Below are 15193 nucleotides of genomic sequence, written 5' to 3'. Positions count from 1 at the left end.
AACCGAGGCTCGACGCTGTCGGACCGCAGGTACTTGCGGACCGTGTTCCTCGAAAGCCCGGTGCGCCGGGAAATCTCTCGGATCGAGAAATGATCCCGATAGTGCCAGCGCCGGATGACGCTCAATAACTCCATGTCGATCACTCCGCTGTCCCCCGCACCAGTGGCGAGGGAGGAGGTTCAAACATGGGTCAATTCTCGATGGAAAAATCCCTGCCGCCTGGGTCAGTTCTCCGCGGAAATCAACACCGCTGGACGGTGCTGGCGCCGGTGACCGGCTCGCGGCGCGGTGCCCTGGCGGGCACCTATGGCGGGGCCACCGCCGAGGCGCCGGTCGGCACTACGGCCGGCGTCGACCGGCTGATCGGCGGTTTCGAGCGCTCGATGGTCCTCTCTCCGGTCGTGGTCCAGGCGGAGAGCGGCACCAATTTCGCCGTCGGCATCGGCGGGCTGACCCTGAAGCCGCAATGAACGGTATGATGGTCGGCGTTTGCCGTTTCTTCGCCTTTCGCCGCCACAGTGGCGGCGACGGGCGAGGGACGGACGGGCCATGGATGCGCTGCGACGCGGCGATTTTCTCGACGGGGACCGGGTCCGGGCTTGGCTGCGGATCGCCGCCGGCGTGACCGCGGCGGCGGTCGCCGTGGCGCTCGCCACCTCCCACGACGGCCGTGATGCGAGCGGCAAGCCGCTCGGCACCGACTTCGTGAGTTTCTGGACCGCCTCGCGGATGGCGCTGGCCGGGGCCGCGCCGCAGGTCTGGGACATCGCCCGGCATGGGGCGGCGGAAGCCGAGATCTTCGGGCCGAGCGACGGCTATGTCGCCTTCTTCTATCCGCCGATCTTCCTGCTGATCTGCTGGCCGCTGGCATTGCTGCCGCCGGTCACGGCCCTCGCCGCCTGGTTGACGGTCACCGGCGGCGCCGCGCTCGCGGCACTCCGGGCGTGGAGCGGGCGTCGGCTCGGGACGTTGGCCTTCTTCGCCTTTCCCGCGGTGTTCGTCACCGCCGGTCACGGGCAGACCGCCTTTCTCACCACCGCGCTGTTCGCCGGCGGCGCGACGCTGATCGATCGCCGCCCGGTGCTCGCCGGCATGCTGTTCGGCGGCCTCGCCTTCAAGCCGCATCTGGCGATCGTTCTGCCGGTGCTGCTGCTGGCGGGCCGGCAATGGCGCTGCCTCGGCGCGATGGTCGCGACGGGGGCGGGGCTCGCGGCGCTGTCGGTCGCGGCCTTCGGGATCGAGGCCTGGGCGGGGTTTCTGGCGACGGCCGAGGTCGCGCGGGCGACGCTGGAGGAGGGGCTGGTCGATCCGGCCAAGATGGTCAGCGTCTTCGCCGCGGTGAAACTGCTCGGCGGGACGACCAAGCTCGCCTTCGCGCTCCACGGCGGGGTGGCGGTGGCGGTGCTGGCGGTCGCGGTGTGGGTCGTGCGCACCGCCGCGTCGGGGGCGGCGATCGCCGCGCTCGCGGCCGCCGCGACGGTCCTGGCGAGCCCGTTCCTGCTCGACTACGACCTGATGCTGTCGGCGGTGCCGATGATCTTCCTGCTGCGCGAAGGGCTCGCCGGCGGCTTCCGCGACTACGAGAAGATCGGCCTCCTCGCCGCCTTCGTGCTGCCCGGGGTGGCGCGCGGGCTGGCGAGCGCGGCTTCGCTGCCGCTCGCGCCCGCGGTGTCGCTCGGGCTGTTCGCCTTGGTGGTCGGGCGGGTGCGCGCCACCTCGCCGCGATGACCCTTGCTCAGGCGGCGTCGTTGGCGGCGGCGGGCGGGCCCGGCACGCGGCGCGGCGAGATCATCACCTTGTCGATGCGGCGGCCGTCCATGTCGACCACTTCGAAGGTCCAATCGCCGATCACCGCCTTGTCGCCCTCGGTGGGGATGCGGTTGAGCGCCGCCATCATCAATCCGCCGACGGTGTGATAGCCGCCGTGTTCGAGGTCGGGCAGGTCGATCAGCCGCTCCAGAATGTCGATCGCCTCGTCGCCGTCGATCAGCCACGAGCCGTCGTCGCGGCGGAAGGGCCCGGAGATCAGCGGCGCGTCGACGTCGGCGAAGTCGCCGGCGATGCCCTCGACGATGTCGGTGAGGGTGACCAGACCCTGCAGGCCGCCGTATTCGTCGACGACGAAGGCGGCGTGGACCTGGGAGCCGCGGAAGCGCTGCAACAGCTTGAGGATCGGTGCCGATTCGGGCACGACCAGCGGCTGTTTGAGGTGGGCGCGCAGGTCGAGCGGTCGGCCGGCGACGGCGTCGGGCAGCAGGTCCTTCTTGTAGACGAGGCCGGCGGGCTCGTCGATCGAGCCGTCGGCGACGACCAGCGCCGAATAGGGGCAGGCGAGGATCTCGGCGAGGATGCGGTCGGCCGGGTCGGCCGGGTCGATCCAGTAGAGTTCGGGGCGCGGGGTCATGACGGTGCGCACCGGCCGATCGGCGATGCGCATCACGCCTTCCAGCATCTCGCGCTCCTCCGGCTCCAGAGCGCCGGATTCGACGCCCTCGGCGAGCACGTGCTTGACCTCGTCCTCGGTGACGTCGGCGCCCATGTCCTCGTCGATGCCGAGGCCGGCGAGGATGCGGTTGGAGGTACCGGTCAGCAGCGTCACCACCGGCGAAGTGGCGCGCGAGAAGATGTCGACGAAGCCGGCGACCCACAGGGAAATCGCCTCGGGGCGGGCGATCGCCAGACGCTTGGGCACCAGTTCGGCGAAGACGATGGTCACGAAGGTCATCAGGATGATGACCACGACGAACGACGCCTCGTGGGCGATCCGGGCGAGGCTCGGCCAGGTGGTGACCACGAAGTCGGCGAGGCGTTCGGACAGCTGGGCGCCGGACGAGGCGCCGGCGATCAGGGCGGTCAGGGTGATGCCGATCTGCACCGCCGAGAGGAAGCGCCCGGGGTGGTCCCCGAGCTCCAGCGCGCGCCGCGCCCGCCGGTCGCCGGCTTCGGCGAGCGCCGCCAGTCGCGGCTTACGGGCCGAGACGAGCGCCATTTCCGACATGACGAAGAATGCGTTGGCCAGCGTGAGGAAGAAGAAGAAGGCGAGTTCGACGATCAACATCCAGCAGGTCGGGCAATGCCCCTCCGAACCATCTCGAGATCACCTTATCAGAATTTCGTGACGGAAGGGGGCGCCGGCGGCGTTCGCGACGACCTTGTTCCGTCTAAGGAGTGTTGCGGATCGGGCGGCTGCGGTTCCGGCTCCCGATCTGTTCAAAAAAATACATTCGGATCAATATGTTGTCATCGTCGCGGCGATCGGTCGCGGCGCCCGCCCGCGGGGGCGGGGCGGCTTGCCCGACGTTCGGCCGTCTTGTCAGTCGGCAAATTCGGCGCGACGATCCCCGCCGACGACGAGATCCCCGCAAAGAGGGGTCGCGATCGCCGACCGCAACGAAGACGCGCTCGTTGCGGTCGTTGCTCGGCGGAACATATAAAGAACAGGAGACGGCCATGACGGACGCCAACGGAGGAATGAGCAGCGGCAGACGAGGCGGGCCCCGGTGCGTGGCGCTCGTGGGGCCCTTCGGCAGCGGCAAGACGACGCTGCTCGAAGCCCTCCTCGAACGCACGGGGGCCGTGACCCGAGCCGGGTCCGTGGCGGGCGGCACCTCGGTCGGCGATGCGTCGCCGCAGGCGCGCGCCCATCAGATGGGCGTCGAGCTCAACGTCGCCGAAGGCGACTATCTCGGTGATCGCTACACCTTCCTGGACTGCCCCGGTTCGGTGGAATACGCCTTCGAGACCGAAGCGGTCCTGGCCGGTGTCGACGTGGCGGTGGTGGTCGCGGAAGCCGACGAGAAGAAGATCCCGGCGTTGCAACTGATCCTGCGCCTGCTCGAAGATCGGCGCATTCCCCACATTCTGTTCCTCAACAAGCTCGACAAGACCGAAGGCGGCGTGCGCGATGTGCTCGAGCTGATGCAGCCGGCGTCCGCCGTGCCGCTGGTGCTGCGGCAGATCCCGATGATGAAGGACGGCGTCACGGTCGGAGCGATCGATCTGGCGCTGGAGCGGGCCTATGTCTGGCAGGAGCACGCACTGAGCGAAGTCACCGAGATTCCCGACGCCGAGAGGGCCGCCGAGGTCGAGGCGCGCTACGCGATGCTCGAGCGGATCGCCGACTACGACGACCATCTGATGGAGGAACTGCTCTCCGACGTGACGCCGCCGCGCGACGAGATCTTCGACGATCTCGCCAAGGAGATGAAGGCCGGGCTGATCTGCCCGGTGCTGATCGGCTCGGCCGAACGCGGCGCCGGCGTCGACCGTCTGCTCAAGACGCTGCGCCACGAGTCTCCGGGCCTGCCCGAGACCCTCGCCCGGCTCGGTGTCGCACCCAAGGCCGACGCGGTCGTCCAGATCCTCAAGACCTTCCATACCCCGCACGGCGGCAAGCTGTCGGTGTCGCGCATCCTCGCCGGCAAGGTGGTCGACGGGGCGACGCTCTACGGCGACGACGGACTGTCCGATCGCGTCTCCGGCATCTATCGGATGCTCGGCAAGGAGAACCAGAAGCGCTCGGAAGCGGTGGCCGGCGAGACTGTGGCGCTCGGCAAGATCGAACCGGCGAAGACCGGCATGACGCTCTCGGGTTCCAAGGCCGGGATCAAGCCGCTGGTCGTGGTGACGCCGCCGCAGCCGGTGATGAGCTTCTCCATCTCGGCCCAGGAGCACAAGGACGATGCCAAATTGTCCCTGGGGCTCGCCAAGATCATCGAGGAGGATCCCTCGCTGACCGTCCGCCAGGACAAGGAATCCGGCGAGACCCTGTTCGCCGGACAGGGCGAGATGCATCTCCGGGTGGCGCTGGAGCGGCTCGAGCACAAGTTCGCGGTCAAGGTGAAGACCGGGCCGGCGAGCGTTCCCTACAAGGAATCCTACAGCGGTCAAGCGGCGGTGCGCGGCCGTCACAAGAAGCAGTCGGGCGGTCACGGCCAGTTCGGCGACGTGGCGCTGGAGATCACCGCGGGGACCCGCGGCTCCGGCTTCGTCTTCGCCGACCGGATCACCGGCGGCGTGGTGCCGCGCCAGTACATCCCGGCGGTCGAGGAGGGGGTGGGCGAGTTCCTGGAAAAGGGCCTGCACGGCTTCCCGGTGGTCGATCTCCACGTCGCGCTGGTCGACGGCTCCTATCACACCGTCGATTCCTCGGACATGGCGTTCAAGATGGCGGCCCAGCTCGGCATGCGCGAGGGGCTGGCCAAGATGCACTCGATCCTGCTCGAGCCGATCCTCAAGGTGTCGATCACCACGCCGTCCGACGCGACGGCGCGCATCAACCAGATCGTCTCGGGGCGGCGCGGCCAGTTGCTCGGCTATGACGGGCGGCCGGGTTGGCCGGGATGGGACATCGTCGAGGCGCTGATTCCCCAGGCCGAGATGGATGGGCTGATCGTCGAGATCCGTTCGGCGACGCAAGGGGTGGGCGGCTTCACCCAGAGCTTCGACAACCTCGCCGAGGTGGTCGGGCACGTCGCCGCCAAGGTCCTGGAACGGGTCAAGGCGGCGCAGAACGCCGCCTGACGACGCAAACGGGGCGCCTCGCGAGAGGCGGCGGGCCGGCGGGGGCGACCTCGCCGGCCCGTGGCGTTTCGGGGGCGACGCCTCCCGCGATCGGTGTCGCCGGCGGGTGCCGGCCGGCGCGTCAGACCTCGGCGCGCGCCGTCTCGGCGCAGAAGGCCTGGAAATTGGTGGTGCGGCCAGCGGCGACGGCTTCGGCGAAGCGCCGGTTGAATTGGCGTTTGGCGGCGAACACGGCGCGGGCGCGCGCCGCCGCGGCGGGGCCGATCCCGGGATGGACGCCCGCGGCGAGGGCTTCGTCGAGGGCGCGGTAGCTCGCGTCGGCGCGTGCCGCGCCGTCGTCGCCGTGGCACATCGAGCCGGCCCGGACGTGGTAGCGGTAGAGCGGATCCGGGATCACCGGCAGGGGGCCGCCGAGCCGTTCCTCGAGCGCGAACAGGAACAGCACGTCCTCGGAAATGTCGACGTCTTCGAACCACGGCGGGGCGAGGGCGCGGGCGACCAGCGGGATGAACGGCGAATTGCGCCGCCCGAGCGCCTCGGCGCCGTAGTCGCCGGGCGGCGTGTCGGGCGGAAAGGCGGTCCACAGCGGTCGGCCGCCGTCGTCGTCGATCATTTCGACGCCGTCGAGGGCGGCACCGCGAGCCTCGGCGATCGGTACCAGCCGTTCGAGCCGATCGGGCGCAAAGGTGTCGTCGGCGTCGAGGCGGGTGACGAAGCCGCCGCGGACCGCCGCCAAGCCGACGTTGCGGGCGCGGGTGCAGCCGGCGCCGATGCGGCCGGTCGACACTTCGACCACACGGGGATCGACGATGCCCTGTCCGGCGAGGACGGCGCGGTAGTCGACGCCGTCGTCGGAGACCAGGATCGCCTCCCAATCGGGGCGGGTCTGGGCGACGAGGCTCGCCACGGCACGGGCGAGGGTCGCTTCGCCCTGGTGGACGGCGATCACCACCGAGACGGTGGCCGAAGTGGCGGCGGCGGACATCGCGGTCTCCCCGATCGGTCGCCCCGGCGGGCGGTTGACCCCGACAGTCGGGGGACCGGAGCGGGCCGTCAAGCCGGGGGCGCGCTGCCGATCACGCGTGTTTGATCCGGCGAAACCGTCGGAATCGGTAACGGACCCCATGTCCCTCCCGTAGAGGGACCACCAAGACCGGGCGCGAGGAGGCGACGATGATCCGCAGACGACGTAGTTGGAACCTGTCGGAGGCGGAGGTGACGCCGGAAGCGCTGTTCCTCGATCGCCGGCGCCTGCTCGCCGGGCTCGCCGGCGGCATCGCCGGCGCGGCGTTCGCCGGCCTCTCGGGCCCGGCGCGGGCGGCCGAGGATCCGCTCGCCGGCCTCCTGCCGGCGGCGCGCAACGCCGGCCTGTCGGTCGCCGATCCCTTGACCCCGGAAGCCGCGGCGGGGTCCTACAACAACTTCTACGAATTCGGCTTCTCCAAATCGATCGTCGCCGCTTCGAAGAAGCTGCCGGTGCGGCCGTGGCGGATCGTCGTCGACGGGCTGTGCGACACGCCGTTCGAGATCGACATCGACGATCTCCTGAAGAAAGTGACGCTCGAGGAGCGGATCTGCCGCCATCGCTGCGTCGAGGCGTGGTCGATGGTGGTGCCGTGGACCGGGTTCAAGCTCGCCGAGCTGGTGGCGATGGCCGGCCCCAAGGCCGAGGCCAAGTATCTGCGCATGGAGACCTTCCTGAACCCCAAGGTGGCGCCCTACCAGTCGGCGGCGCAATATCCCTGGCCCTATGTCGAGGGGCTGACGCTGGCGGAGGCGACCAACGAGCTCGCCTTCCTGGCGGTGGGGATCTACGGCAAGCCGATGCCGACCCAGCACGGCGCACCGCTCCGGCTGGTGACGCCGTGGAAATACGGCTTCAAGTCGGCCAAGTCGCTGGTCAAGTTCTCCTTCGTCGCCAAGCGGCCGGAGACCTTCTGGTCGGCGTTGGGGCCGTCGGAATACGGCTTCTGGGCCAACGTCAATCCGGACGTGGCGCATCCGCGCTGGAGCCAGAAGATGGAGCGGCGGTTGGGCCCCGAGGACATGGTGGCGACCCGGATCTGGAACGGCTACGGCGAACAGGTCGCCGGGCTCTACAAGGATCTGGCACGAGAGAAGCTGTACATGTGAGCGCGGCCCGCGACGGTCCGGATCCTGCGGATCGTCGCGGGGGAGGCGCGCGACCTTCGTCGGGTGAGGGTGCGAACCGATTGAGAAGGGCCCGCGGCGGGCGTAGCCTCGATGGGTCGAGGGACGACCGTCGTGCGGCCCGCCGGGCCACGGACGCCGTCCCCTTCGGAAGGATGTCGGCCATGACCAACCCCAACCGCGAAGTGATCGAGGGCGAAATCAAGAAGCTGGTCGATGTCCCGGTCGAACTGGCGATGGTGCCGCTCGACCGCCTGTTGGTGATCCGCAACGGCCTGCGCGCCGGCGATCACCATTCCCGCTACGCCGCCGACTTCGCGCCCCACGACGGGCCGAAGGACGGGCATCGGCACCGCTGAGGGTCGCGCCGGTCGTGACCGAGACGGGGATGCGGCGGAGCGCGGCGTCGGTGTGACGCCGGGGCGCGAGATCGCCCTCGTCCGGCGATCTTCCCTGTAACATTTTCGTTCCCTTAACCTGTCGGGTCCACAGCATTCCCTCTCGAAGTAAAATCGAAGACGGGAACACGTAATGGCTGGTCCGGCATCCTGGTCGCTTTCGACGAAAGCGGCCATTTTCGCGCTGACGCTCGTGTGCATCAGTATCGGTGGAACCGGCGCGATCGCCATTGCACAACTCGAGGTCGCTCTGACCGATCGCGCACGCGAAGCCGCCTCCGACAATCTTCGCGCTTCCGTGCTGATCATGCAGCGGACGATCCCGTCGCTGAAGGCCGAGATCGTCGACGGATCGGTCAAGGCGGTCCGGCTCGGCGAGTTGCCGGCGTTCACCAGCCACGACATGGTCGACGAAATCAGCCTGTCGACGGCCGGACCGACGACGCTGTTTCGCTTCGACCCCGGCAGCGGCGACTTCGTTCGCGTCACCACCAGCCTGAAGCGGCCGGACGGGTCGCGGGCGATCGGCACGTCGCTGGGGCTCGATCATCCGGCGATCGCCGATCTCAAGGCAGGGCGCCCCTACGCCGGGCGCACGACGCTGATCGGCCAGAGCTATTTCGTCAGCTATTTCCCGATCACGTCGCCGTCGGGGGCGATCGTCGGCGCCGCCTTCGGCGGGGTCGCGGTGGAGAAGTCCGACGCCGACGTGCGGCACACCGGCCTGTTGCTCGCCGGGTCCGGGGGCGCGCTGCTGCTGGTCCTCGGGATCGTCGCGCTGGTGCTGACGCGCCGGACGATCAGGCCGCTGATCACCCTGACCCGGCGGATCGAGACGCTGGCCAAGGAAGACTATGCCGGCGCCATCCCCTTCACCGGGCGGGGCGACGAGATCGGCGGGATCGCCGGGGCGATGGAGACGCTGCGCGACAACGGCATCGCCATGCAGCGGATGCGCGCCGAGACGGCGCAGCGCGAAGAGGCCGAACGGCAGACCCTGGCGCGCCGGGAGAAACTCGCCACCGATTTCGTCGGGCGGATGCAGGTGCTGGCGGCGAGCTTCACCCAGTCGTCGGGCGAGGTCGCCGATTCCGCCCGCAATCTGTCGGCGACCGCCGAAGAGACCTCGCGACAGGCCCAGGCGGTGGCCGGTGCGGCCGAGCAGGCGGCGGTCAACGTCCAGACCGTCTCCGCGGCGTCGGAAGAACTGGCGGCTTCGGTCCGCGAGATCGGGACGCAAGTCGGCCATTCCGCCCGGGTCGCCGACACCGCGTTCTCGGAAGCCGAAACCTCGAACGAGCGGATCGGGTCGCTGGCGACCGCCGCCGCGGCGATCGGCGACGTGGTCGGTCTGATCCGCGACATCGCCGGCCAGACCAACCTGCTGGCCCTCAACGCGACGATCGAGGCGGCCCGCGCCGGTGCGGCCGGCAAGGGCTTCGCGGTGGTCGCGGCGGAGGTCAAGCAACTCGCCGACCAGACGTCGCAGGCGACCGGCGACATCGGCGCCAAGGTTCAGGAGATCCAGAAGGCCACCGGTGAGAGCGTCGCATCGATGAGCGAGATCCTGCGGGTGGTCGGCGACATCAAGGAGATCGCCGCGACGATCGCCGGTGCGGTCGAGGAGCAGGGCGCGGCGACCGCCGAGATCGCCCGCAACTGCCAACAGGCGGCGAGCGGCACGCAGCAGGTCACCGAGAACATCTCCGGCGTCGGCCAAGCCGCCGAAATGACCGGCGCCGCGTCGCATCAGCTGATGGCGCTGTCGACCGGGCTGTCGGGGCAGGCGGTCGATCTCGGCCGGGTGGTCGAGGGCTTCGTCGAGGCCTTCGCGGCGGCGTGAGCGGCGGTACCCGTTCGATCCGTGACCGACGCCCCCGAGCGACACTGCGGGGGCGTTCGGCTCCTGGGGGGCGAGGGGTTGTGGCGCGCGCGTCGCGGGCGCGCGTCGCTCAATAGGTCCAGCGTTCCGCCTTGGAGATCAGGAAGTCGCGGAACACCTTGACGCGGGCGGTGTTGCGCATCTCTTCGGGGTTGACGAAGAAGCAGTCGAAGGACGGCACGTCGGCTTCCGGGATCCGCTGGACGAGATCGTTGTCGGGCTCGATCAGATAGTCCGGCAGCAGCGCGATGCCGACGCCCGTCTGCACCGCGCGCTCGATGGCGATGGCGACGTCGAATTTCGGTGACGGACGGCGCGGCGCGTTGAGAGCGGGCGCGCGCGGCCACATGCCTTCTCAGAGGGCGGTGGGCTTTGCGGCGGCGGTCGCGCCGAAGCGCAATCCGTCGATCAGCAGGTCGACGATGCTCGCCGCGTGGGCGTCGGCGCCGTCGCCCTGGGCACTCGACAGGTTGCCGATCGCGCGTAGGAGGTCGTAGGGCGCGATGTCGCCGCGGACCTCGCCGGCCGTCGCGGCGGCGTCGAGAAGCGACTTCAGGGCGGGCTCGAAATGGGCTCGGAAATAGACGGGGAGCCCGTCGAAGGCCGGATCACCGGAATGCAGCGCGGCGGCGAGGCCGCGCTTGGTCGCGATGAACCCGGCATAGCGCCTCAGCCAGTGAGCCAGGGCCTCGCCGGGCGGGTTCGTCGCCGCCAATGAGGCCGCCTCGGCGGCACAGGCATCGACCTCGTGGCGGAAGACCGCCGCCACCAGATCCGATCGGGTGGGGAAGCGGCGATAGAGCGTGCCGACGCCGACGCCTGCCGCGGTGGCGATCGCGCGGGCCGGAGCGTCGACGCCGGCGGTCAGGAAAATCGCTTTGGCGGCTTCGAGAACAGCGTCCTGGTTGCGCCGGGCGTCGGCCCGGACGCGCCGCCTCGCCGGCATCTCGGCGTCTCGCATCCCTCTCGGATCTTCCGACATCTGCGTTCCTTCGTCGACCCGGTCGCCTTGATAAGTGGACCGATGTTCCGTATATGAAAAAAAGGAACAACGTTCCTCTTAATGGCGGATCAGCGTTCCGTTTCGCACCATATGAGCAGACCGCGCCGGTTTGCCAGCCGAAACCATGGGGTCATCGATGAACAACCTGATCGGCGCAGCGCGCCATATTCCGGTCGCCGCGGCGACCACCACCATCTCGATCAGTCCGGTCACCCTGTCCGCTCCGGGTCGAGGGCTGCCGCTCGAACTGCGGATCACCGCGCCGGTGAGTGGTCGCGACCTGCCGATCGTCCTGCTGTCGCACGGCCATGGTCCGTCGCTCTATCTTCCGTCGAAGGACGGCTACGGACCGATCGTGAATTTCTATGCGGAGCGCGGCTTCGCCGTTATCCAGCCGACCCATGCGAATTCGAGAGTGGCCGGACTGCCGGCGGATGCCCCCGGCGGCCCCCTGTTCTGGCGCTCGCGGGTCGCCGACATGACGCTGATTCTGGACCGGCTCGACGAAATCGAAGCCGCGGTTCCGGCGATCGCCGGCCGCCTCGACCACGGCCGGATTGCGGCGGTCGGGCATTCGATGGGCGGGCAGACCGTCGCCATGCTGCTGGGCGCGCGGCTGACCGATCCGAACGACGACACCGCGCGCGACGTGAACCTGATCGAGCCGCGCATCAAGGCCGGCGTGCTGCTCGCCGCCCCCGGCAATGGCGACGGCCTCAGCGACTTCGCCGCAAAGACCTATTCGGCGCTGAACCCGGACTATGCGCACATGACCACCTCGGTGCTGGTGGTGGTCGGCGACAGCGACGTCAATCCGCATCTGACGGTTCGTGGTGCCGATTGGCACGCCGATCCGTATCGCCACGGGCCGGGCAGTGATGCCCTTCTGACTCTGATCGGGGGAAAGCACGGGCTCGGCGGGATCGCCGGCTTCGATGCGAAGGAGACCGACGACGAGGATCCCGATCGCCTCGCGGTCACGCAGCGCATGACCTGGGCCTATCTTCGTTCGGCGCTCTACGCCGACGATCCCACTTGGTCGCGAGCCTGCCGGGCCTTGGCGGAGAACGCTGGTTCGCTCGGCCGCGTCGACTGCAAGTGACGCCGGGCCCTACGCTCGGAGGGCGCGACGAACGCACCGCGCCCGCCACCATCGCGGACGCGCACCGCCCGCTGCGGCATCCGCTCGGCGAGCGGCGCGCCTCGCACGTCGCTCAATAGGTCCAGCGTTCCGCCTTCGAGATCAGGAAGTCGCGGAACACCTTGACGCGGGCGGTGTTGCGCATCTCTTCGGGGTAGACGAAGAAGCAGTCGAAGGACGGCACGTCGGCTTCCGGGATCAGCTGGACGAGGTCGTTGTCGGGCTCGATCAGATAGTCCGGCAGCAGCGCTATACCGACGCCCTTCTGGACCGCGCGCTTGATGGCGATGACGCTGTTGATCTTCAGCGACGGGCGGCGCGGCGCGTTGAGCGGGCGACCGGCGGTCTCCAGCCAGTTCATGTCGCGCAGGTACACCGGGGCGGCCGAGCCGAAGGTGACGATGCGGTGGTCGTCGAGGCTCTCGATGGTCTCGGGGCTGCCGTGGCGCTTGAGATAGGCCGACGAGGCGTAGAGGTGGTAGTGGATCGAGAACAGCTTGCGCTGGATCAGATCCGGCTGCACCGGCTGGCGCACCCGCAGCGCCACGTCGGCTTCGCGCATCGCGAGGTCGAGTTCCTGATCGTCGAGGATCAGTTCCAGCTCGACGTCCGGGTAGGTCTCGACGAATTCGTGGATGCGCGAGGTCAGCCACGAGGTGCCGAGCCCGACGGTGGTGGTGACGCGCAGCGTGCCGGTCGGCTTCTCGCGGGTCTCGACCAGACGCGAGCGCGCCTGTTCGAGCTTGAGCATCACTTCGCGGGCGGTGCGGAACAGGAGCTCGCCCTGTTCGGTGAGGATCAGGCCGCGGGCATGACGATGGAACAGGGGCACGCCGAGGTCGGTCTCGAGGGCGCTGACCTGACGGCTGACCGCCGACTGGCTCATCTCGAGGAATTCACCGGCATGGGTGAAGCTGCCGGCGTCGGCGGCAGCGTGGAATATCCGCAGTTTGTCCCAGTCCAAGCGTCTCTCCCTCGTCTTCTGTCGCCAGCGCGCGGAGGCGGCGCGGCCGGCGTTCGATCATTCGGTGGCGATGTGGGTCGGAATCCCGGCCAGGAACTTCTCGGCCTCGAGGGCCGCCATGCAGCCCATGCCGGCGGCGGTCACCGCCTGCCGGAAGACGTCGTCGGTGACGTCGCCGGCGGCGAAGACCCCGGGCACCGAGGTGGCGGTGGAGTGGTGCTCGGTCCAGATGTAGCCGGACGGCTTCAGCCGCAGCGCGCCGGCGAACAGTTCGACCGCCGGGGTGTGGCCGATCGCCACGAACACGCCGTCGCAGGCGAGGTCGCGGACCGCGTCGGTGCGCACGTCCTGGATCCGCACGCCGGTCACCGACGGCGGCATGCCGGTCTCGCCGAGCACGTCGACGACGCGGGCGTTCCAGATCACCTCGATCTTGGGATGCTCGAACAGGCGCTTCTGCAGGATGCGCTCGGCGCGGAACGACTCGCGGCGGTGGATCACCGTGACCTTGGAGGCGTGATGGGTGAGGTAGAGGGCCTCCTCGACGGCGCTGTTGCCGCCACCGACCACCACGACTTCCTTGCCGCGGTAGAAGAAGCCGTCGCAGGTGGCGCAGGCCGAGACGCCGTAGCCGCGGAAGCTGTTTTCCGAGGCCAGCCCGAGCCAGCGCGCCTGGGCGCCGGTGGCGATGATCAGGGCGTCGGCGGTCCACACCGTGCCGCTGTCGCAGGTCAGGGTGAAGGGGCGCTTCGACAGGTCGACCGAGGTCACGGTGTCGTAGACGAGATTGGTGCCGCAGTGTTCGGCCTGCAGGCGCATCTGTTCGACCAGCCAGGGACCCTGGATCGGTTCGGCGAAGCCCGGATAGTTCTCGACTTCGGTGGTGACCGTGAGTTGGCCACCGATCTGGATGCCGGCGATCAGCGTCGGTTCGAGCATGGCGCGGGCGGCATAGATCGCCGCGGTGTAGCCGGCGGGGCCGGAACCGACGATCAGGACGCGGGTATGATGATGCGACATGGGACCTCTCGGCGGGCGGCGCGGCACGTTCTCCTCATATAGTCTAACTCGACCGCCGCACCCAAGAGGTCATTCAACGAAAACATCACTTTTCACAACCATTTACGGTGCGCCCACATCCATTGCTCGGGATATTGGCGAATCCATCCCTCGAACACGGTGTGGATGGTGCGGGTGAGCTCGGCGGCGTCGGCCTCGGCGTCGGGGCCGCGGGGGACGTCGAGCCAGTGGCCGTCGACCCGGAAATGGGCGCCGCCGGTGCGGATGCTGCGGCCGACGAACAAGGGCAGGCCGAGGCGACGGGCGAGCAGGGCGGGAAACGGCGTGGCGCGGGCCGGCCGGCCGAAGAAGGTGATGTCCATCGAGGTCGAATCGCGCAGATCCGAGAGGATCGCCAGGGTCGAGCCGGTACGGGCGAGGCTGCGCAGGCGCAGCGCCACGCCGCGGTCGCGGGCGATCAGGCCGCCGGCGTAGAGGCTGCGACGGCGCTCGGCGAGATAGCGGTCGACCAGCGGATTGGTCAGCGGCTTGTAGACGGCGCGCACGTCGAAGGCGAGGCGCACCAGGGGGACTGCGACGATCTCCCAGTTGCCGGTGTGCAGCGATACGAAGACCGCGCCGTGGCGAGCCTTCTCCAGGCTCTCCGGCGGCACGTCGCAGACCACCCGCTCGGGTTCGGCGAGCAGGCGCGGCAACAGCAGCGTCTCGGCGAAGGTGCGGCCGAGATTCTCCCACATGTCGCCGAGCAGACGGCGGCGCGCCGCGGCGTCGAGCTCGGGCATGGCGGCGGCGATGTGCCGGTCGGCGCGGGCGTGGCGCGGATTGAACGGCGCGAAGGTCCGCCACAGGGCGCCCATCAGCGCCGAGGCGCGATCGAGGCCGAGGGCGAGGAGCAGCCCTTCGACGCCGCGCAGTGCGACATATTGGACGCGATGGGAGACCCGCCGACGGATCTGGCGGGGCAGGTGGCGGCGCAGGAACAGGGCAAGGAATCGCAACAAGGCCGGGGACCGTGACGGCCCGGCTCGCCGGGGGGCGAGGGGGCGGGAGGGCAGGGCGTCGGGCCCGTGCTTAGCGAAAGCCGACCGCGAGCGGAAGAGGGCGCGGCGGC

At 69.4% G+C, this 15193-nt stretch carries 15 protein-coding genes; 7 read left to right on the top strand and 8 right to left on the bottom strand.

Features of this window, described 5'->3' with window-relative positions; genetic code table 11:
• A partial coding sequence (locus tag EYW49_RS11265) for a sigma factor-like helix-turn-helix DNA-binding protein (RefSeq protein WP_131309656.1) occupies nt 1–134 on the bottom strand: 134 nt, incomplete at its 3' end.
• Nucleotides 135–185: 51 nt separating this feature from the next.
• On the opposite strand from EYW49_RS11265, the gene EYW49_RS11260 reads away from it, so the two are divergent.
• Together EYW49_RS11260 and EYW49_RS11255 are read left to right on the top strand one after the other, a co-directional pair.
• Nucleotides 186–470, top strand: a complete 285-nt coding sequence (locus EYW49_RS11260) for a DUF992 domain-containing protein (protein ID WP_131309642.1) — start codon at nt 186–188, stop codon at nt 468–470.
• Between the two features lie 79 nt (nt 471–549).
• A complete protein-coding gene (locus EYW49_RS11255; protein ID WP_131309639.1) occupies nt 550–1728 on the top strand; it encodes a glycosyltransferase family 87 protein in 1179 nt (392 codons plus the stop codon).
• Nucleotides 1729–1735: 7 nt separating this feature from the next.
• On the opposite strand, the gene EYW49_RS11250 is transcribed toward EYW49_RS11255, so the two are convergent.
• Nucleotides 1736–3058, bottom strand: a complete 1323-nt coding sequence (locus EYW49_RS11250) for a hemolysin family protein (protein ID WP_131309637.1) — start codon at nt 3056–3058, stop codon at nt 1736–1738.
• 392 nt (nt 3059–3450) lie between these two features.
• On the opposite strand from EYW49_RS11250, the gene EYW49_RS11245 reads away from it, so the two are divergent.
• Entirely contained in the window at nt 3451–5523 is a 2073-nt protein-coding gene (locus EYW49_RS11245; RefSeq protein WP_131309635.1) for an elongation factor G, read from the top strand.
• Nucleotides 5524–5644: 121 nt separating this feature from the next.
• Here EYW49_RS11245 and EYW49_RS11240 read toward each other — a convergent pair whose 3' ends face one another.
• Entirely contained in the window at nt 5645–6508 is an 864-nt protein-coding gene (locus EYW49_RS11240) for a glycosyltransferase family 2 protein (protein WP_165498214.1), read from the bottom strand.
• Between the two features lie 188 nt (nt 6509–6696).
• Here EYW49_RS11240 and msrP point away from each other — a divergent pair, with 188 nt between their 5' ends.
• The 3 genes from msrP (at nt 6697) to EYW49_RS11225 (ending at nt 9915) form a co-directional block, all read left to right on the top strand.
• Entirely contained in the window at nt 6697–7656 is a 960-nt protein-coding gene (gene msrP, locus EYW49_RS11235) for a protein-methionine-sulfoxide reductase catalytic subunit MsrP (protein ID WP_131309631.1), read from the top strand.
• Between the two features lie 182 nt (nt 7657–7838).
• Nucleotides 7839–8033, top strand: a complete 195-nt coding sequence (locus tag EYW49_RS11230) for a hypothetical protein (RefSeq protein ID WP_131309629.1) — start codon at nt 7839–7841, stop codon at nt 8031–8033.
• Nucleotides 8034–8379: 346 nt separating this feature from the next.
• Complete coding sequence (locus tag EYW49_RS11225; protein ID WP_165498213.1) at nt 8380–9915, top strand: methyl-accepting chemotaxis protein; 1536 nt, start codon at nt 8380–8382, stop codon at nt 9913–9915.
• A gap of 109 nt (nt 9916–10024) precedes the next feature.
• Here the strand turns inward: EYW49_RS11225 and EYW49_RS11220 are convergent, their stop codons facing one another.
• Nucleotides 10025–10303 carry a LysR substrate-binding domain-containing protein gene (locus EYW49_RS11220; protein WP_131309625.1) on the bottom strand — a complete coding sequence of 93 codons (279 nt, stop codon included), beginning with the start codon at nt 10301–10303 and terminating at the stop codon, nt 10025–10027.
• A gap of 6 nt (nt 10304–10309) precedes the next feature.
• Nucleotides 10310–10936 carry a TetR/AcrR family transcriptional regulator gene (locus EYW49_RS11215; RefSeq protein ID WP_131309623.1) on the bottom strand — a complete coding sequence of 209 codons (627 nt, stop codon included), beginning with the start codon at nt 10934–10936 and terminating at the stop codon, nt 10310–10312.
• 157 nt (nt 10937–11093) lie between these two features.
• Between EYW49_RS11215 and EYW49_RS11210 the strand changes: the two genes are divergently transcribed.
• Entirely contained in the window at nt 11094–12059 is a 966-nt protein-coding gene (locus tag EYW49_RS11210) for an alpha/beta hydrolase family protein (protein ID WP_131309621.1), read from the top strand.
• A gap of 112 nt (nt 12060–12171) precedes the next feature.
• On the opposite strand, the gene EYW49_RS11205 is transcribed toward EYW49_RS11210, so the two are convergent.
• The 3 genes from EYW49_RS11205 to EYW49_RS11195 form a co-directional block, all read right to left on the bottom strand.
• A complete protein-coding gene (locus tag EYW49_RS11205) occupies nt 12172–13062 on the bottom strand; it encodes a LysR family transcriptional regulator (RefSeq protein WP_131309619.1) in 891 nt (296 codons plus the stop codon).
• 57 nt (nt 13063–13119) lie between these two features.
• Nucleotides 13120–14082 carry a thioredoxin-disulfide reductase gene (trxB, locus tag EYW49_RS11200; RefSeq protein ID WP_131309617.1) on the bottom strand — a complete coding sequence of 321 codons (963 nt, stop codon included), beginning with the start codon at nt 14080–14082 and terminating at the stop codon, nt 13120–13122.
• Nucleotides 14083–14174: 92 nt separating this feature from the next.
• Entirely contained in the window at nt 14175–15083 is a 909-nt protein-coding gene (locus tag EYW49_RS11195; RefSeq protein WP_165498212.1) for a lysophospholipid acyltransferase family protein, read from the bottom strand.
• Nucleotides 15084–15193 lie beyond the last annotated feature (110 nt).

The organism is Siculibacillus lacustris, from assembly GCF_004328075.1.
Classification (GTDB): Bacteria; Pseudomonadota; Alphaproteobacteria; order Rhizobiales; family Ancalomicrobiaceae; genus Siculibacillus; species Siculibacillus lacustris.
This window is presented reverse-complemented; position numbering and strand designations above follow the sequence as displayed.